This window comes from Heyndrickxia shackletonii, assembly GCF_001420715.1.
GTDB lineage: Bacteria > Bacillota > Bacilli > Bacillales > Bacillaceae_C > Margalitia > Margalitia shackletonii.
In genome coordinates this window covers 2,554,521-2,574,180 of the sequence record NZ_LJJC01000004.1, presented here as the reverse complement: position 1 = coordinate 2,574,180, position 19,660 = coordinate 2,554,521, and the positions used below count along the sequence as shown (strand labels likewise).

Below are 19,660 nucleotides of genomic sequence, written 5' to 3'. Positions count from 1 at the left end.
GACAATAAAGTCATTTAATTAGTGTGACCTAATTAAATGACGTGTAAGAAGAAATCTTTTGCTATAAAAAAATTATATAAAATTTTTTTATAATGACTGTCACAAAATCCTTCCCTCCTTCGTTTTGTTTACAGAACAAATGTAGGAGGGATTTTTTTATGTTAAATTATGATGTTGTAGTCGTAGGTGGAGGATTGGCTGGGTTAACAGCTGCTAATTTATTGGCGAGGGAAGGAAAAAAGGTCGTTGTTTTGGAAAAATCGAGTCGTCTAGGTGGAAGGGGGATAACTAATGATAAAAATGGGGTTCTCATGAATTTGGGACCGCATGGATTGTATATGTCAGGGGATGCTGCTCACATTTTTACGGAACTTGGAATATCACTTCCAGGTGGAAATGCTGTGACTGCTATTCACGGCATTTTAAATCATGACGTTCATATCATTCCAACAGATTTTTCAACGATTATGTCATCGACCCTTTTATCGTGGAAAGATAAATTTATGTTCAGTAAATTAATGTTAAAGATTATGAAATTAAATATTGATTCCATTCCGGAAGTCAGCCTTATGGAGTGGGCAGATTCTGAAATATCCAATCCGATGGTAAGGCATATTTTTTACTCCATCTGTCGGTTGACGACCTATACAAATGTACCGGCTTTACAGCTTGCAAAGCCAGCTTTGAGGCAGGTGAAGCGCTCTTTAAAATCGGATGTCCTATATGTTGATGGAGGTTGGGAAACGATTGTTCAAAAACTGAAGAAGCAAGCAGAAGCGTACGGAGTCGAAATATTAACGAATAAAAATGTATCAAGTATTGAGCATCATGAGCAATATCAAATCATACAATGCTTAGATGGGACGGTCTTTACTGTTCCTGATTGTATCGTGGCAGCACCTCCGAAAGAGGCAATGAACATGATAAATGGATCAGAACATACATCGTTGCGCCTTTGGAATGAACAGGCAATTCCTATTACGGCATGCTGTTTGGATATAGGGATTAAAAAGTTACCTAACCCACAACATCAATTTGCGATAGGACTCGACCAAGCTTTGTTTTTCACGAACCAATCGAGGGCTGCAAAGTTAAGTGAGGATGGGACACTGGTTGTAAGCATAGCAAAACACCATAATCCAATGGAAGAAATAAACGTAACCTCAGATAAGCAACAATTAGAATCAGTGATGGATTTACTTCATCCTAACTGGCGAAAAGAAGTCGTGGTGCAACAATTTTTATCTAAACTAACGGTAATGCATGATTTTCCACATGTAAAACGAAAAGAATATCCGGGTCCAAGCATACCAGAAATGAATGGAATCTTTATAGCAGGAGATTGGGCAGGACATGAAGAAGTATTAGCAGATGCTGCGGTTGCGAGTGGGAAGCGTGCAGCGCAAGAAGTTTTAAAAACAAACAAAGTGCTTTTAGAAAAGGAAGGTTAATCGTTTTGGAAACTGAAGAGTTGTATCAGACATACAAACCTTTGTTATTTTCGATCGCCTACCAAATGACTGGTAGTGTTACAGATGCAGAAGATCTTGTACAAGAGGCGTTTCTCACGTATAACCATGTTAGCAGCGAAAAAGTCATTGAAAACAAGAAAGCGTATTTATGTAAGATCGTGATGAATAGCTCCATTGATAAATTACGATCAGCTGCCAATAAGCGCGAGGTATATGTTGGAGAGTGGTTGCCAGAACCATTGGTAGATGCAGAAAATGATCCTTCTCATACTTATATGATGAAGGAATCGATCTCGACCGCTTATCTCTTGCTTTTGCAGCAGTTATCTGAAGATGAACGAGCAGTCTTCTTATTACGAGAAGTATTTCAGTATAGCTATGAAGAAATTGCAGCTATTATAGAAAAATCATATGCCAATTGCAGGCAGATTTTTCACAGAGCCAAAAAAAGCATGGAGAACCGACCGAAAGCTACCACATTGGATTTCCAATCGATGAAAAGCAGCCTAGAACAATTTACGATGGCACTTCAAACAGGGAATATTAAGAAGATGCTAGAGTTATTGAAGACAGATGCTGTATTAATTTCTGACGGAGGCGGAAAAGTAAAAGCTGCACTAAACCCAATCTATTCATCGGAGCGAATTGTCCTTTTGTTTACAAGTATTATGAAAAAGCTTCCTGAAAACACGAGGATGGAATTTAAAGTTGTAAATGGATTTCCAGGGGTTTTTGTAATCGTTAATGACAATGTCGCTTATGTCGTCTCTCTGGAGTTTCAAGATGATAAGATTTGGCGCATGTATATGGTGGCAAATCCGGAAAAGCTTGTACATTTGCAAAAATAAAATTAGCAAACAATCATTTTCACCATTACTGAGGTGAAATGCAGATCAATAAGTAGAAAATGATCGAACTTTTTATAAAATTGAAACTTAATTATGCTAGAGAAGAATCCATTTTTTTAAATGGATTCTTCTTATTCTTTTTATAAAATCATACGCTAGGCGTAAGGTTCAGGAAATAAATTCAATAGTAGCTAATCCTGCACTGTGATATTTTTTTGTATTGGTAAATAAAACCACCTAAAATAATGATGATTTTCCAGCTAAAAATATTGAAATTTTCTATTGTATGGTGTTATAATAAAATATTTTGATAAAAAACATAATGTGTGTTATGATTAAGGAGGTGTCAAATTCGGAGGTGTTCTAAATGTTTCATGTTGGAGATTCCATTGTTTATCCAATGCAAGGCGCAGGTCTTATTGTAGCAATAGAAGAAAAGGAAATTCTCGGTGAGAAACATAGGTATTATATGATAAATGTACCTATCAAGCGATTACAAGTAATGATTCCTATTGACAAAGTGCAAAAATCACGCATTCGCTTAGTTGCAGATGAACCAACACTTAAACACGTTTTGGACATTTTTCAATACGGTCAAACAGATACAAATCTTTCAATGAAAGAAAGATTCAAGATTAATACGGAAAAGTTGAGAACAGGTAATTTTCAGGAGGGTGCAGAAGTTGTACGTGATTTAATGCGCTTAAACAAAAAGAAAGCTCTCAATGCAAGCGAAAAGCAAATGCTAGACAGCGCACTGAAGATTTTCATTAGTGAATTGGGCATAATTAGAGGAATCACTGAAAGTCAGGCAAATGATTTGTTAAACAAAAGGGTTGGATGAGTGCTGTTAATGCTTCTGACTTTAAATGAACTAAAGTTCTTTAAAACGAGGAGAAATATATGTTTTTGGGAAACACTTATACATTCTCCAAGGGAAAGAGATTGCAGTATGCATCCAGATAAATGGATGCTTTTTTCATTTACTTTTCCTCCAATGTTTATTCTTCAAATACCATTCTTATTGGCTTCATGGATTTTAAGAATACATTCGTATGCTGCTTTGGCAACTAATAGATGTTCTTTGTCGGGTGGGGTAGTAAATAAATTTTTTTGCAAGAAATATCCTATAAAATAAATTGGTCTTAAAAAAGGAGAGATCCATCTAGTATTAATTTTATAAACTTCATAACCGAAAATACAACCCAATAAAAAACTTAATATTAAGCTTTTAATGAATAGACTAAATATAATATAAAACAAGATAATAAAAACACATAAATTGGTCCCACATCGATGATGAATTCTGGAGTATTTGATAACATTGTTAATAGAAATATTTTTGGACTTTTCAAAAGCATTGTCTACCATGTGTTCAGCAGAATGATATTTCCCTACGGGAGAAAATTTAATAAAAAGGGAATATAGTACTAATAAAAGAATTATTAATATATATGTATACCAAATAAGGAAAGTATGATGTACTATTTTATTTCCGATTGAACTGGGCATTTTTGTAATAAATCGACTGCTTAAAAACAGAGTTGCTAAATAAATTCCAAATATAAATAGAATTGTTTTCCAAGAATCTAAATACCCTTCGAAGATCATCCAAATCCCACGAATAAACGGTATTTTGTCTAGTTTCTGACCAATTTGTCCAAATATCGATTTCTTTTTTGAAGTTACATTAATTTTTATCTCACCAGTTTTATTTCTGTATGCTGTCACTTTCGTTTCATTAGTAGAAAAACTCACAGAATTTATCCCCGCTCTACCACCAATTACTATACTCATTTTATCCACTCGCCTTGTAAAAAGAATTAATTATTCTTAATAATAACATATTTGTGGGTATTTTAACCTATTTATAGTACAAAGGAACTTAGAATATTTCCCACTTTTGTCTGAGCATAGAAAAAAGATCTTGTGTTTCCAAGTCCAGCTTTTACTTAGTCAATTCGTGCAGTTGGACAGTTTCTAGTCAAAAAGAACTTGTTTTTAACAAGTCATGGGCAAGGGGGCAGGAACCTTGTCCCATTTTTATTTTTAAGATAGGAAAACGTAGGAAACGTCCCTGTGTTTCGAAAATTTTATAAAAACACGGTGTCCTTTTTCTCCCTAAAACCCTATATCAAATATGATGACTATTTTATTTGAAGATTGGGGAGTGGAGGAAGATGGCAAAATATCGAATGGTGCGTACTGATTTTTGGAAGAGTCCGATTGTTTTAGAGCAGATGACCCCGAAGGATAGATATTTTTACCTTTATCTGCTGACGAATCCGCATACTACTCAAATTGGAATCTATCGAATTACGAAGAAACAAATGGCTTTTGATTTGGGCTTTTCGATTGAAAGTGTTCATTCGTTAATGGAGCGTTTCGAGGGGCACCATCAGTTAATTCGTTACAATCCTAAAACAAGGGAACTGGCGATTAAGAACTGGGGGAAAGAGAATCTCCAAAAAGGTGGAAAGCCGGTCATGGATTGTATTATTTCCGAATTGAAAGAGGTCGAGGATCACTTACTTATCCAATATGTTGCAGAATCCATACATAAGGAAGAGATTAGAAGGTTATATGAAGCTTTTTATCATCAAAAAGGGATGCTCATAGACGAAGAAAAAGATCCCTGTCAAGAATTGGACGAAACGATGTCACCTCGTTATGCGACAGATGTTCAAGAAGAAGAGGCTGAAAAAGATCTCTTTATTGAATTGGACGATACGTTTTCGACTCGTTTTACGATACGTGGGCAAAAAGAAAAACAAAAAGAAAAAGAAAAACAAAAACAACAACAAGATCTCTATCCAAGTATAGAGAATAATCCGGACATAGTGAGTCCGTCACAGAGTCATCAAAAAACAGATGATGTGAAAGAAATTATCGAATTTTGGGATGCGAATGGATTTGGTTTTACGAACATAAATGCGAAACAACAGTTGTTGTCGTGGTTAGATGATTCTCGTTTTTTACAGCCAAAGGAAATGATAATAAAAGCCATGAATATTGCGTGCGCCAATAACAAGCGAAGGCTGAGTTATATTACGGGGATCCTGAAAAACTGGGAAAATGAATCATTACTTACGGTTGAAGAAGTAGATTCGTATGATGAAATCCAAAAGCAATCTAAAGCGTCAACCGTTTCATTTCCAGCTGGAAGAGCGATACCAAGCGAATTTGTATTTGATCCAACGGCAGGTGAAGTGGAATGAGTGTGGTGGAAAAAACGTTCTTAGGATGCTTAATGAAAGCGGATTATTTACTTCATGATACCATCATTCAACCCGACCAGCTGGAAAGTGCACGCCATAAGGCATTAATGCGAAGAATGGTGGAGTTAAAGCGTGCTGGTAAGGGGGTTGATTTGCTTACCTTCACCACCTTACCTGACCTGGAATCATTTGGCGGAATGTCTTATCTTACAGAGCTTTTATCGTATGCAGAGCCTGAGAAATTTAATGAAACGGAGAAGCTCATTCTGGAACTCTGGAAGGAACGGGAAAAGCGAAACATCTTAACGCTTGCAGCGATGAATGATTGGGAGATTACAAAAGTAATTTCCGAATTGGATAAAATAAACCAATCGAAAATGGAGGATCACACCTCTTTACACCAAGCATTGGTTAGGATTTATGAGGCGCCATGGGAAGATCAAACCCATTCGAAAGGTGTGACAACGGGTATCAAAAAGCTTGATCTCTTGACGGGAGGCTTTCAGGGTGGAGAAGTGACGATTATAGCAGCAAGGCCCTCGATGGGGAAAACCGATGTAATGCTTCATTTTGCAAAAATATCGGGTTGGGCAGGGTTTCTTCCACTCGTCTTTTCCTTAGAAATGCCTGAAAAGCTCATCACCTCACGATTAATGGCTTCAACTGGAGGGTTTAACCGTTCAAAGATGCGGGATCCGAAAAGAATGCTAACGAAAAGCCAAAAGGATAAATGGGCGGATGTCATTGGAGACCTCGATGAAACCAACATACAAATTTTTGATGGAGCTGGGCAAACAGTTGCTGAAATGCGAGCGAAAACCAGAAAGCTCATGCATGAATTCCCATCTAAGAAACCAATCGTGTTTATCGATTACTTAACATTGATCCAACCAAGTGAAATGTACGGGGGAAATACCCATTTACAAGTAACGGAAATATCGAAATCCCTCAAGATGATGGCAAAAGATTTTGATTGCCCCGTCATTTGTTTGGCACAGCTCAATCGATCAGTGGAGACGCGTGCTAATAAACGTCCGATGATGTCCGATATTCGGGAATCAGGCAGTGTGGAACAGGATGCAGATGTCATTTTGTTCTTATATCGCGAAGCCTATTATGACAAGGATTCCGAGGATCATTCTCTCGAAATGATTGTCTCCAAAAACCGGAATGGTCCAGTTGGAATGATAAAGGTGGGTTATAACGAACATACAGGAGCGATTGGAGAGCAAAAAGAACAAAGTCCTGCCAACAGCTAATAGATATGATCCTTTTAAAATAAGTATCGATATTGATAAAAATGGAAAACGGGGTGTTATCACATGTTGGTCAGAGAGATGTATGAGAATCTTATTCTTTATGAGGAATCCACATTGGCTCATTCCCTGTATCATTTACTAGCGGAGGAGAAAATTTCATTAGATGACGACATATCTAAAATAGACATGAATCAAGTAAATCCTGAGAAAGTAGCGGAATTGGTTGAAAAGAATGTACTAGGTATTCATAAGATTGGCGTCTACTCCCTGAAGATGGACAAGAAAACCTTTGTCTTTATATATGCAAGCAGCGAGGAAGAGGCAATACAATTCTATAGGAAATCCTTTCATAAAAACCCATTGAACTGTCACGAATATTCCCTAGATTTCGAGCTTACTAGGGGGAATGGGGTGATTTCGTTTAGGGAAATGAGGAAGGAGTTTACGCAGTTTCCTGCTGTGGCGGGGTATTATGTGAAGGAAACATTGGGCGGGTTCCGCCGTTTCAATGTTAAAAACAGATTAAGGAAAATTATGGGTATTCTGGTATAATTAATTAGGGGGGATTATATGAATAACAAAAGGTATTTAATCATAGGACTTGCCTTAATAACAATAATAATCATTTACTTTATAAAAAATTATTATGGATATAGAGAAAAGGCATTAGATGACGTAATTAGCTATGATATTAAAAATTTTGAATCCTTGGTATTTAATGAAGGTGTGGAACAGTTTGAACGGAGAACGGACAACAAGGCACATGCAGAAAAGTTCAATGATTTTTTGAGTCAATATCGAGTAAAAAAGATGAAAGATAGTGAATGGAATGGTAATGTTTCAAAAGAAAAGGGCTTTCTAGTTACTATCTACACAACAAGAGGTCCTATAATGGCTTCAATTTATGAACACCGTTTAACTTTTTATAATGATGGTGCTTATTATAAGGTAATAAACGGACCAATAGATATTGATTGGGTAAAAGTTTATATTGATAAATTTAAACAATAAGTAATAAATTTTTGTATGTGAACAATCGATCGTAATTTTGGTGCTGGTCCCCCAGTATGCTGAGACTTTAGCATATTGGGGGACCGGCACCGTTTTCGAAATGGGAAATGCAGCAAATAAAGGAATATTCCTTCTCAATATAGAAAGGAAAGATGATCACTACCATTAAGGAGGTTTTTTTATGGATAACACCTTTCGACAATTTCTCGATTCTTATATAGATGTTTGGAGAACTTCCTCTATTACCGAATTAAAGGATTTAATATCAATAGATTATAAAGGAAGAGAAATAACAGGCGGAGAAATAGTAGACTTTGGTTATGAAGAATCCATCAATGGGTGGGAGGAAGGCTTTAAGTTTGTCCAAGAAAACAATGCCCGATGGGTTTTAAATGAAATATCCATTTTTCCATTAAGAGTTGATGAGACGTTGGTGATTTTATCCGCTACGATGGTTATTAATGGTAAGAGTTTAGAAACAGCAAATTTATTCTTTCAAACGTTCAAAAAAAATAACATTGGCGATTGGAAATTGGTAAGAAGTTATATAGAAGCAGGAATTCCGAATGGTAATTTAAACTTAGTACAATCATAAATTTTGGCGCCTAACTCCAATACGATAAAAGGTTAGTGCACTGGAGGTTATGCGCTTTTCTAGGATTTTTAATGTTAAAAATAAATTTATAGATTGAGAATGAATGCTGGAAGGGATGAGGGGACAAGTACCTCATCCCAATTTTATCGATAAGAATAAAAATAAAAATCAACTTGCCATCAATACAAAAGCAATAAAACTTTACACTAGCTTTAGCCTCTTTTTTACACTGGCAACTTCTTATCCAACCGGTCACTCGGCAAAAAGACAGAAATCAACGAGCCGGCAAGGGGAAGGAGAGAAAGAATTGTAAAGACCGTTGCAACACCGAAAATGTCTGAAATTCCTCCCATAAAAACAGAACCAATTCCACCTGCCCCCACACCAAAACCAATCGAAAGTCCTGAAGCTAGACCAATATTTTCAGGTAGCATTCGCTGCATATAAACCACACTTACCGAGAAGGAAGAGAGTACACAAAACCCAAATAAAAGTAAGTCTAGTACCGATAACACTCCATGTACATATGGAAAAATCAATGCAAATGGGGTGGCTAGCAGCATAGAGCTAACAAGTAAACGTTTCATCCCAACTTTATCCGATAATATACCACCTACGAATGTTCCCAGTGCCCCTGCACCGACAAAGACAAAGCTAAGGATTTCTGATTGCTGTACGGACAGATTATGAAGATAAAAGGGTAAAAAGACGACAACTCCAATTTGGCACCATGAACGAAGGATAATTACACATGAAAGCAGGCTTGCTCCAAGATAATTGTTCGTTCCTTTTCCTACCTTTTTAGTATTTACTTTAGTAGCTTTTAATTTCCCACCTAACCAGGGGAGAATTTGTCCGGTTAATATAAGGGATAAAAATGCTACGGGAATAAGCCAAATAAGGCTATGTATTCCTGAATGGATAATGAAAATGGATATGATTAACGGGCCAAAAGCCTGGCCGGAATTTCCTCCTACTTGGAAAATAGCCTGGGCAAGCCCTTTTTTTGTTCCAGAAGCTAAGTGGGTAGCCCGCGATGCTTCCGGATGGAATGCGCCGGAACCAAGCCCGGAAATGGAAATAAATAAGAGCAGCCAAGGTAGAGATGGTGCGATGGCTGTTAAAGCAAGCCCTATAATAGAGCAAAATAATCCCGCGGAAAATAACCAGACTTTAGGCTTTCGATCCGCAAATAAGCCAAAAAGTGGTTGCGAAACGGAAGAAGTTAAATAAGACATTAACACGATTAATGTTGACTGGGTGTAGTTCAAATCTAAGGCATGTTTATAAAGGACGACTAATGCCGGAACCATACCTGTGGTCACTAAATCATTTAAAAAATGGGCTCCACTGAAAGTAAAGATTCCCCGGCGATAAAGGGGTTCTTCGCCTTTCATGAGTGTTTGGGAAACAGGTTCCATTGATAAGTTCCTCCTTTTAAATGAATCAACTATTTTTATAATATGGTAAAAAACGAAGTATATTTGCCTTTTTAATATTATCCCAGATTATGATTACAGTCACTAATTTTCACTATTAAAATAGCACAGGGACTGTCCCTATGGTATTTTCTATAGAATCTTTATCGCGGTGCAATTCTACGTATTTAAAAAAGAAGGAATTTCTTCGAATGGAACTAAATACGGCAAGATTCCATTTAATAGCAGGCTTTTTTGTCCATATTTGATTCTAGACAAGGAGGAAGAAGAGCAATGGAAAATGGAAAATAAGTCACTTAACGAGCTGGAGGCGATGAAGGTGATGGAATTGAAAACGGCTTGGGAAGTAAAAGCGGAGGAACGTGGGATGAAGAAAGGAATTGAGAGAGGGAAAAGGGATGGCATCATTTCTATCATTAATAGGATTATACAGGTCCAATTCCCGAATAATTTTCATGAAATTAAGGGAATGTAGACATGATAAATGATTTATCGTTTCTGAAAATCTTTCGAAAAAAATTCCTACTACTAAAGATCATAAGGAATTAGAAGAATGGATTGACTGCACTGATAACGCATTATGGAATCACTAAATTCTACTGATTCTGTTCATCAAGCAATTCAGCCATATTTTTTAGAAATCCTTTACGATGATAATGACCTCCGTGATAATTCGTTTATTAAAGTAGAGACTTTTTTCTAAGAATACATGGACTTCTTATTTTTCTAATCCTCGTGATTCTCCATGTTTCCCTCAGAAAGGCCATTATATATTATAGTATTTTTCCATAAAAGATTTGCCGGTCTTTGTCTATTATTGTAAAAAAGGAAATGTTATAATATAGATAACAAAAAATATTAATACATAATGAATAATAATTTTAATAGGTGATAAATTTGAAAGATAAATTGGTTTATTTAAAGGATCGTTTAAATGACCTCAGTAGAAGAAATCGTTCTATTCGGATGTTGAAGCTATATGATAAGTGGTCCTTTGATATTACTTTAGTAAATAAAGTAAATCCGGAAAGTTCCAGTAAAATTCTTGAGAGAATTATGGAACAAAACGGTAATATAAGCTTGTTAAAGCAAGATGTGAATAATGAGGCATCCTTAATATTGTCTAATAAACTGAACTCATTATATAGAAATTTAAAATCCATTGAAGAGGAAACAGGTCTTTACGACCTATATGTTGGTTATCCCTACATATCCGGATTTATGTTAGATGGTACCTATATAAGAGCTCCACTATTTTTATACCCCGTTAAATTAGAGAAAACAAAAGCAAATGGAGTCCATTGGAAATTATCTTTTCAGGATGATGAACCTCAGTTAAATCGAACCTTGTTCCTTGCTTTTAAAAAATATAGTGGCATTGATGTAACAGATTCCATTTATGAAGAAGCGGAAGAATTCGCAAAAAAACATGATTTTTTAAATTGGATCAAATGGCTGAAGAATTATTCTATCAACATTCTTTGGTCCAATGAAGTGGAATTAAAGCCTTTCAAGGATCTTAAACAGAGCGAGATACCCAACGGAAAAAAAGGGCAATTTGAACTGGAGAAGATGGCAATTTTAGGGTGTTATCCTCAAGGAAATTCTGCTTTGTTGAAGGACTATGATGATCTTATTTTATTAGATGAACAAGCTGGAAATTCTGACTTTGGAATTTTAGGAGAATTATTAGATTCTAATTTTAACAATGAATGGGAAATAGAAGAGAGAGAAGATATCGATCGGCCAGAATTTGAAAAACACATTCCAGAAAAAGAAAAATTCTATCTTCTAGATACGGATGCATCACAAGAGGAAATTATTAAGGAAGTCGAAAAACAAAAAGGACTTGTCGTTCATGGGCCACCAGGTACAGGTAAATCACAAGTTATTGTAAATTTAATTGCAAATACAATAGCTCAAAATAAAAGAGTTCTACTTGTTTGTCAAAAAAGAGCGGCACTTGATGTCGTTTATCAGAGAATGGATTCTCTTGGACTCTCCGGGCATGTTGCATTATTGCATGATGAAAAAAATGACCGTAAAACACTTTACAAGAAACTCTTTAATTTGTTGCAAAGTGATATTAATATAGTGGACTATGAAAATGAGCTGTACCAATTATCGGCAAAAATTGAACATTGCGAGGCCCAGTTAAATGCAATTGCTAATGGTTTATTTGAAGTACAAGATCATGGTTTTAAAGCTTATGAACTTTATGGCCTAGGAAAGCCTATAAATGATATTGATGTAATCCTTGATATGGAAGCAGCATTATCTTCCTTAAATAAAGAAAATCTTGAAGATGTATTAATGAAAATCTTTTCCTATGGAAGTTACTACGGACGTTTTGGAAGTAAAGATTATCCATTAAAACATCGTTTATCATTTGCCAATTTAGATTTAAAAGATCGAATGAAAATCATTGAAATACTGAAAAATATTATTGAAAAAGCTGAAACAAGCATTGAATATTTGAATACATTTGACCAAGAGGATATTACACCAGAATATAGCTGGAATATCAATGATAAGATTGAAAAAATATTTGATGATTTGAACCCGGATGAAAAGAAAAGTTTACAAAAACTTAGATTATGGTGGTGGACCTCTTTTACAGGTAAAACTATTGTGGAAGAATTATTAAATGGAGAAAAATTTAAAGGGCTATCCTCTAAAGAATGGCCGAAATTAAGAGAAAGTCTACGAGTCCTTTTTGAATTGGCGAAGGTTTCTGAGAAAATGTTTAAAGAAACAGATTCATTGAAGACCTACTTTTCAAAAGAGATGGTAAATCAGTTAAATCAAAAAGTTGCAAAAGGTGATATACCATTAAAAGAGTTTCAAAAACAACAGGAATATATTATTCAAGATTTTGAAGAAGTAAGAGAAATGGATCGATTCTATGATCAAAGTCCACCTTTCATCAAAGATATTATTGAATTATTGAAAGAAAAATCTGATGACAATATTTACAGGGAAATGGCAAATGATTGGGTGGATATTGTTAAACAATCTGCCTATATTCACTGGATTGATCAAATTGAAAGGAAGCATCCCGTATTAACGAAAATTGGAACAGAAGAGTTTACTAAGTTACGAAATCAATTTAAAGATTTATTACTACAGAAAAAGGAATTATCAGTGAAGGTTTTAATCAATCGATTATTATCGAAGCTTTTGAAAGTGAAACAAACCAATTCCAAAGCTATGAAAGAGTTACAACATCAAACAGGGAAACAACGAATGGTATGGCCAGTAAGAAAACTTGTTAGGGAATTTTCTTTAAATGGATTATTGGATGTAATGCCTATTTGGTTAACATCACCGGAAACTGCTTCTGCCATTTTCCCATTGCAAAAGGATTTATTTGATTTAGTAATATTTGATGAAGCCTCACAATGTACAGTAGAAAATGGACTCCCTTCTGCATTTCGAGGTACTAAACTAGTTGTTGCTGGGGATGAAAAACAGCTTCCACCATCTTCATTATTCAAAAGTGAGATCGTTGGAGATGAAGACGATGAAGAACAAATGGACTTTCAAGAATCAGAGAGTTTATTAAATCTTGCAAAAAGATTTTTACCCGAAAAAATGCTGCAATGGCATTACCGATCAAAATCAGAAGAGTTGATAAACTTTTCTAATCATGCTTTCTATAACGGCAATATTCAAATTGCTCCAAATGTTGAACCTCTAAGAGATCCTGCTGCCATCCAATGGCATAGAGTAAATGGTTTATGGATAAATCAACATAATGAGGTTGAAGCAAAAAAAGTAGTTGAATTAGTTAAACAACTAATGATTGAAAATCCCAATAAATCATTAGGTATTATTACATTTAACGCAAAACAACAAGATAAAATCCTCGATTTAATAGAGGACGAGGCAGAAAATGACATAGAGTTTGGCGTTTTATATCAGCAAAATATGAGTAATGATATGGATCAGCGACTCTTTGTTAAAAATATTGAGAATGTTCAAGGGGACGAAAGAGATATTATTATTTTCTCGATAGCCTACGCTAAAAATGAAGAAGGGCGCGTATATAATCGATTCGGAACTCTTGGACAACAAGGTGGGGAAAATAGGCTAAATGTTGCCATTACTCGTGCTAAAGAAGAAATTCATATCGTATCGAGTATTGAACCATCTGATCTAAATGTATCCAACGTTAAAAATGATGGTCCAAAACTTTTAAAAAGCTATATGGAATATGCAAAGGCTGTTTCTTTAGTTAGAAGAGATGAAATTGAATCTATTTTGACTTTGTTAAATGAAAATAAAGCTACAAAAAAACAATTAACAGCATTACAATTTGATTCTCCGTTTGAGGAACAAGTATATAATCAATTGACTAAGCTAGGATATACCCTAGATACTCAAGTAGGGATGTCTGGATATCGAATTGACTTAGCGGTCGTCCATCCACGCAATCCTCAAAAGTATATATTAGGAATTGAATGTGACGGTGCAATGTATCACAGTTCAGCAAGTGCCAAAGAAAGAGATGTATATAGACAAAGATTTCTTGAAAACAAAGGATGGAACATCACGAGAATTTGGAGCCGTAATTGGTGGAGAAATCCTAGTGTTGAGATTGAAAGAATCGATCAATTAATCAAGGAAATGTTGAAAGCGGAAAGTGTAAAAAGGGAATTGCCGCAAATTTAGGGATATGAGTTTTAATTTTATTTAAAATCAAATGTGTTTGTAGGATTCTTTGTAAATAGTCTTTTAATGCGTAAAGCAAGTTATGAACTTGCGCATTAGGAGACTTTTTTTGTTGACCAAACAAAGGGCCGGTTTGTCTGTTTTATTATTTCTTGAAAATAATGGATAATATTTCACAATTTAAAAACCCAATTGAACCTTTATTGTGGTATATATTTTTAAAATGTGTGATTTTCCAGATTTTGTGACACTCTTGTCATCCTTTTTATATTAAATTATTGCAAAATTTAATATATACTGACTGTATAGGTTTTTACATAAGGGGGATTTCAGTTTGTCAAAAATAGCAATTATTTCAGATATTCACGGTAATTTAACGGCATTAGAAGCAGTGCTAAAAGATATTGAAAAACGTGGTGTGGATCAGATATTTTGTTTAGGAGATTTGATTGGGAAGGGTCCGCGTGGATCGGAATGTATTGAACTAGTTAAAAAGCATTGTGATAAAGTCATTCGTGGGAATTGGGATGTGTTTATCCAAGAGGAGACAGATAATGAAATTGTTAAGTGGTTTCAAAACCAGCTAACGGAGGAAGATTTTAACTACTTAGCTTCCTTGCCTTTTTATATAGAATTTGAGTTAAACGGAAAGCTAATTCGTTGCTTTCATGCTTCGCCGAGGAGTGTCTTTGAGCGAATTGCACCTGAGTATCATCCAAAAGAAAAGTGTTTGTCTCTATTTGAGAATAGTGAAGAAACGGAATCCCTTCACTCGAAACGTACTCCAGATATTGTGTTTTATGGCGATATTCACATGACTTTATTAAGAAGTTATGAAACTGGTATCCTTTGCAATGTAGGAAGTGTGGGTTTAGATTTAATTGATGCTACGTATGTTATTGTTGATGGTTCGTATGGCACTAATTCGATTAACTTTGTGCGGGTTCCATATGATAGGAAAGCAGAGCTTAGAGCTGCAAGGGAACTAGGAATGGTAGGTTATGAAGAATACTATAAAGAGATTATGTACGATCAATTTATGGAAATGAAAAAGTAATGATGGGCAAAGTAGTGGAAATGATGAATAATACCAAACAGTGGTTTCTAAAGGGGTATTCTCCTAACTAATTATTTAAACAAGAAAAGGATGCATTACGTCTATTACCTAAAGAGAAGAACAACCTTATAAACATGAAAACGAAAAAGAAAATAGGAAGAAATGATCCATGTGGAAGTGGTGAAAAATTCAAGAAATACTGTGGAAAATTGAGATGGTTCTCCCAATTTTATATTTGAAAACGATGTAATTTTGGTTGCTGAATAAACGGCTAATACATAATCCTCGTAACGTAATTTTAATAATTATTTTTCGTACGAACATTTGTGCCATAATTAATTTAGCACAGCTTGCAGGGTGGCAGTAGTCACTTCCCAAAGAAGGGAGGTGATTGCTGATGATCACTGTTTACGAAACGTTATCCCTGATGATCATGTTTGGATCATTCATCGTAACTGTGATTGCAGTCGTTATTTCTCTTGTTAAACGGAAATAACCCACCCTGCCTCTGCCATGGTTGGGGTGAGTTATTCCTAGCCTCGGGATACTGCACTTCTTGCAGTAAGCTGTACTGGGAACATTGGTTGCACCCAATGTTCCTTTTTATTATATTCTGTTAATTTTAAGTATATACAAACTATAGGGTGTTATCAAATGAATTGTTCTTAACAAGGATACAACAAGTATGTTGAATTATGGATATGCTTTTTATTCTATTTCCCTTTCACAATATAGTCTGTTAATTTTAATATATAGTACATTTTGTTTAAAAAATATTTTCCCATAGTATAAGAGGTGACCCAAGTGCTCAAACAAGGTATATACGAAGAAATCATCACGCACAAATTAAAGACAGAACTTGAAAAAATACATAATGAGTCATTCGAAATCGGAAAGGAAAAGTTGGATGTAGAGGAAGCAAGGAAAATGCTATCCAGTTATATTTCCCATGTTACACGGAGAGCTTTGAAGTTTGTAAGGGATAATGAAAAGGATGATAAAGTTGCATTGTTAAATCAAATTAACCTCTGCAATGAATTTATCACGATTTTAAGTGAAACTTTTGGTGACCAGGAGTTTGAGGCGCTAAAAATATCTGAAGAGGCAGAAGTTTTGACTTCTATCTATTCAAAAATCAATACGACCGCAAGTATTCAAAAAACCCCTGTCATTAGACCTGTTACACCTATTTCCCAAAGTTCTCTTTTTACAGGGTCCAATTATGAACCGAATATGCTTGGTGAATTGAAAAAGGAGATTGTTAGTTCGGATGCAATGGATATGCTTGTTTCTTTTATAAAATGGAGCGGATTAAGATGTATTATCGAAGAGTTAAAAACCTTTACGGATAAAGGTGGAAAACTCCGGGTAATTACGACTTCCTATATGGAGGCAACCGATTTGAAAGCGATTCAAGAACTTAGTAGTCTCTCTAATACGCAGGTGAAGATTTCCTATGACGTGGAAAGAACTCGCCTTCATGCAAAAGCATATCTCTTTAAAAGAGAGACAGGTTTTAGCACGGCTTACATAGGATCATCCAATTTATCTAATCCAGCTTTAACTTCTGGCTTGGAATGGAACTTGAAAGTAACAGAGAAAGATTCGTTCGATATTATCAAAAAGTTTGAAACAACTTTTGAAAGTTATTGGAACGATCGTGAGTTTAAAAAATATGATCCTACTAATAAAGAAGACCATCAAATGTTAAAAACAGCTTTATCAAAATCAAAGCATCAAAATGAAAACATTATCCATTTTGCTTTTGATATCCAGCCATATTTTTATCAAAAAGAGATGTTAGAAAAGCTGCAAGTAGAGCGGGATATTTATGGTAGAACGAAGAACTTGTTAGTAGCCGCGACTGGTGTTGGGAAAACAGTTATTTCGGCATTTGATTATCGGCGATTTAAACGAGAGCATCAACGTCAAGCACGACTATTATTTGTTGCACATCGCGAGGAAATTTTAAAACAAAGCTTAGATACTTTTCGTGCTATTTTAAAAGATTTTAATTTCGGGGATCTTTTAGTAGGTAATCACGAACCCAATTCATTGGATCATTTATTTGTAAGTATACAAAGCTTTAATAGTAAAAAATTGTACGAAATACAACTAGTGATTTTTATGATTTTATCATTATTGATGAGTTTCATCATGCTGCAGCGGATTCTTATCAAAAGTTATTGGATCACTATAAACCTCAAATATTATTGGGTTTGACGGCAACGCCAGAACGAATGGACGGTAAAAATATACTATCGTATTTTGATGAGACGATTGCTGCGGAAATGAGGTTAACAGAAGCTATTAACCAAAAACTACTAAGTCCTTTCCAATATTTTTGTGTCAGTGATGTTGTTGATCTATCTAAGTTAAAGTGGAGTAGAAGGGGATATGAAATTAGAGAATTGGAAAATGTCTATACTTCTAATACATTAAGAAGCAATAATATTATTAAAAGTGTCTATAAATATGTGACAGATATTAATCAAGTAAAAGGGCTTGGATTCTGTGTTTCAATTGATCATGCTAAGTATATGGCTGCTTTTTTTAATGAATCTGGAATACCTTCTGTTGCGTTGTACGGAAATGTAAATGCAACAATGAGAGCGGAAGCTCAGGAAAAGCTTGTGACGGGTGAGATTAAATTCATTTTTGTAGTGGATCTTTACAATGAAGGAATTGATATTCCGGAAGTTAATACGATTCTGTTTCTACGACCAACCGAAAGTTTAACCGTCTTTTTACAGCAGCTTGGACGAGGGCTCCGGTTACATGATGGGAAGGAATGTTTAACCGTATTGGATTTTGTTGGACAAGCACATCAAAATTATAATTTTGAAGAGAAATTTAAAGCATTAATTGGGAAAACAAAACACTCTGTACAGTACTATGTTGAGAACGGGTTTTTTAATTTACCTAAAGGGTGTTTTGTTCAACTGGAAAAGCTTGCTAAGGATTATATCCTGCGAAATTTTAGAAGCAGTGCAAATACGAAAAGTAATCTTATAGCCAAAATGAAGTATTTTACGGAGGATACTGGTAAATCGTTAACCTTATCGACCTTTTTACATCATTACCATCTATCCTTATATGATTTTTATGGAAAAAACGGGGACCGAAGTTTTAGTAGAATGTTAGTAGAGGCGGGGATTAGCCAGGATTTCGAATGTGATAATGAAAAATTTATCACAAGTCGGCTTCCATCGTTATTTCATATAAATTCTCCAACATTCATTTGTTTTATGCTTTCCTATTTGAAACAAGGGGAGATAAACGGTCATGAAGAAACTTTAATGCTTTCCATGTTATATTATACTTTTTACAAGTCTTATCCTGAAAAAGAAGGGCTATCTTCTATTGAGGATGGGATTCAAAACATTATTTCTGTACCTGAGTTTAAAGCAGAAATTATGGCGATTCTCGAATACTTATATCAGTCTATTGAAACAATGGAGATCCAAAATGATTTTTCATTTCCATGCCCCTTACAAGTACATTGTAAGTATACAACCTCGCAAATAATGGCTGCATTTGATTATTATAACGAGGAGAAAACTCCAGCTTTTCGAGAAGGAGTAAAGCACTTCGAGGATAAAAATGTCGATATATTCTTTATTACATTGAATAAATCAGATAAAGAATTTTCTCCATCAACCTTATATGATGATTATGCGATAAACGAACGGTTATTTCATTGGCAAACGCAGAGTAGAGTATCAGAAACTAGTGAAACGGCCAAGCGATATATTCAACATCGCAAAAGAGAACATCAAATCGCATTATTCGTTAGGGAGTATAAAAAGGAAAATGGGTATACCTCGCCATTTGTGTTCTTAGGAACAGCTGATTACTTGAAACATTCTGGGAATAAGCCGATGAGTTTTATATGGAAGTTGAGAGAGGAAATGCCGTCGTATTTGGTGCCAAGGGCAAATAAAAATATTTTGTAATAATGGATAAATCATTCGAATAGACCGTATGTTTCGTTTGTTATTATATGAATAGCTACATAAGCAGGGAGGGCGGTGGCACCTGATTCTTGTTTCTTGTCTTTTGATCATGTTACAGCAAGGAAGGTGCT

14 protein-coding genes and 1 pseudogene are annotated in these 19,660 nt (G+C 35.1%); 13 read left to right on the top strand and 2 right to left on the bottom strand.

All coding sequences use genetic code 11. From position 1 onward, the window contains the following. Positions 1-158: 158 nt before the first annotated feature. The 3 genes from AN964_RS12215 to AN964_RS12205 all read left to right on the top strand — a co-directional run bounded on the left by AN964_RS12215 (position 159) and on the right by AN964_RS12205 (position 3,164). A complete protein-coding gene (locus AN964_RS12215) occupies positions 159-1,451 on the top strand; it encodes a phytoene desaturase family protein (protein WP_055739942.1) in 1,293 nt (430 codons plus the stop codon). A gap of 5 nt (positions 1,452-1,456) precedes the next feature. Then, complete coding sequence (locus tag AN964_RS12210) at positions 1,457-2,320, top strand: RNA polymerase sigma-70 factor (protein WP_055739941.1); 864 nt, start codon at positions 1,457-1,459, stop codon at positions 2,318-2,320. A 367-nt stretch (positions 2,321-2,687) separates the two neighbouring features. Further along, on the top strand, positions 2,688-3,164 hold the full coding sequence (locus AN964_RS12205; RefSeq protein ID WP_055739940.1) for a CarD family transcriptional regulator: 477 nt from the start codon (positions 2,688-2,690) through the stop codon (positions 3,162-3,164). A 164-nt stretch (positions 3,165-3,328) separates the two neighbouring features. On the opposite strand, the gene AN964_RS12200 is transcribed toward AN964_RS12205, so the two are convergent. Continuing rightward, positions 3,329-4,117, bottom strand: a complete 789-nt coding sequence (locus tag AN964_RS12200; RefSeq protein WP_083489329.1) for a DUF1385 domain-containing protein — start codon at positions 4,115-4,117, stop codon at positions 3,329-3,331. A 383-nt stretch (positions 4,118-4,500) separates the two neighbouring features. Between AN964_RS12200 and AN964_RS12195 the strand changes: the two genes are divergently transcribed. The 5 genes from AN964_RS12195 to AN964_RS12175 all read left to right on the top strand — a co-directional run bounded on the left by AN964_RS12195 (position 4,501) and on the right by AN964_RS12175 (position 8,403). After that, entirely contained in the window at positions 4,501-5,538 is a 1,038-nt protein-coding gene (locus tag AN964_RS12195) for a DnaD domain-containing protein (RefSeq protein ID WP_244885871.1), read from the top strand. Continuing rightward, positions 5,535-6,797, top strand: coding sequence for a DnaB-like helicase C-terminal domain-containing protein (locus AN964_RS12190; protein ID WP_055739938.1), 1,263 nt, complete (start codon positions 5,535-5,537; stop codon positions 6,795-6,797). The genes AN964_RS12195 and AN964_RS12190 overlap by 4 nt, the downstream gene beginning before the upstream one ends. Before the next feature lie 63 nt (positions 6,798-6,860). Further along, positions 6,861-7,349: an RNA-binding protein gene (locus AN964_RS12185; RefSeq protein WP_200915580.1), complete on the top strand. Its 489-nt coding sequence runs from the start codon at positions 6,861-6,863 to the stop codon at positions 7,347-7,349. 18 nt (positions 7,350-7,367) lie between these two features. Further along, a complete protein-coding gene (locus tag AN964_RS12180; RefSeq protein ID WP_055739937.1) occupies positions 7,368-7,808 on the top strand; it encodes a hypothetical protein in 441 nt (146 codons plus the stop codon). Between the two features lie 181 nt (positions 7,809-7,989). Then, on the top strand, positions 7,990-8,403 hold the full coding sequence (locus AN964_RS12175; RefSeq protein WP_055739936.1) for a hypothetical protein: 414 nt from the start codon (positions 7,990-7,992) through the stop codon (positions 8,401-8,403). 224 nt (positions 8,404-8,627) lie between these two features. Here AN964_RS12175 and AN964_RS12170 read toward each other — a convergent pair whose 3' ends face one another. Next, positions 8,628-9,824 (bottom strand): MFS transporter, encoded by a 1,197-nt coding sequence (locus AN964_RS12170; RefSeq protein ID WP_055739935.1) that lies wholly within the window; start codon positions 9,822-9,824, stop codon positions 8,628-8,630. Between the two features lie 298 nt (positions 9,825-10,122). On the opposite strand from AN964_RS12170, the gene AN964_RS26880 reads away from it, so the two are divergent. The 5 genes and pseudogenes from AN964_RS26880 (at position 10,123) to AN964_RS12150 (ending at position 19,529) form a co-directional block, all read left to right on the top strand. Then, positions 10,123-10,317: a hypothetical protein gene (locus tag AN964_RS26880; protein WP_152982382.1), complete on the top strand. Its 195-nt coding sequence runs from the start codon at positions 10,123-10,125 to the stop codon at positions 10,315-10,317. A 422-nt stretch (positions 10,318-10,739) separates the two neighbouring features. Beyond that, positions 10,740-14,516, top strand: coding sequence for a PDDEXK-like endonuclease domain-containing protein (locus AN964_RS12160; RefSeq protein WP_055739933.1), 3,777 nt, complete (start codon positions 10,740-10,742; stop codon positions 14,514-14,516). 334 nt (positions 14,517-14,850) lie between these two features. Next, positions 14,851-15,573: a metallophosphoesterase family protein gene (locus AN964_RS12155; protein ID WP_055739932.1), complete on the top strand. Its 723-nt coding sequence runs from the start codon at positions 14,851-14,853 to the stop codon at positions 15,571-15,573. 397 nt (positions 15,574-15,970) lie between these two features. After that, positions 15,971-16,069: a putative holin-like toxin gene (locus AN964_RS25545; RefSeq protein ID WP_083489328.1), complete on the top strand. Its 99-nt coding sequence runs from the start codon at positions 15,971-15,973 to the stop codon at positions 16,067-16,069. A gap of 308 nt (positions 16,070-16,377) precedes the next feature. Then, positions 16,378-19,529 (top strand): annotated as a pseudogene (locus tag AN964_RS12150) (DEAD/DEAH box helicase). Positions 19,530-19,660 lie beyond the last annotated feature (131 nt).

Coding starts and splice junctions, on each gene's coding strand:
- AN964_RS12195 (WP_244885871.1), top strand. CDS start 4,501: ATGGCAAAATATCGAATGGTGCGTACTGATTTTTGGAAGAGTCCGATT.
- AN964_RS12205 (WP_055739940.1), top strand. CDS start 2,688: ATGTTTCATGTTGGAGATTCCATTGTTTATCCAATGCAAGGCGCAGGT.
- AN964_RS25545 (WP_083489328.1), top strand. CDS start 15,971: ATGATCACTGTTTACGAAACGTTATCCCTGATGATCATGTTTGGATCA.
- AN964_RS26880 (WP_152982382.1), top strand. CDS start 10,123: ATGGAAAATAAGTCACTTAACGAGCTGGAGGCGATGAAGGTGATGGAA.
- AN964_RS12170 (WP_055739935.1), bottom strand. CDS start 9,824: ATGGAACCTGTTTCCCAAACACTCATGAAAGGCGAAGAACCCCTTTAT.
- AN964_RS12215 (WP_055739942.1), top strand. CDS start 159: ATGTTAAATTATGATGTTGTAGTCGTAGGTGGAGGATTGGCTGGGTTA.
- AN964_RS12200 (WP_083489329.1), bottom strand. CDS start 4,117: ATGAGTATAGTAATTGGTGGTAGAGCGGGGATAAATTCTGTGAGTTTT.
- AN964_RS12185 (WP_200915580.1), top strand. CDS start 6,861: ATGTTGGTCAGAGAGATGTATGAGAATCTTATTCTTTATGAGGAATCC.
- AN964_RS12180 (WP_055739937.1), top strand. CDS start 7,368: ATGAATAACAAAAGGTATTTAATCATAGGACTTGCCTTAATAACAATA.
- AN964_RS12175 (WP_055739936.1), top strand. CDS start 7,990: ATGGATAACACCTTTCGACAATTTCTCGATTCTTATATAGATGTTTGG.
- AN964_RS12190 (WP_055739938.1), top strand. CDS start 5,535: ATGAGTGTGGTGGAAAAAACGTTCTTAGGATGCTTAATGAAAGCGGAT.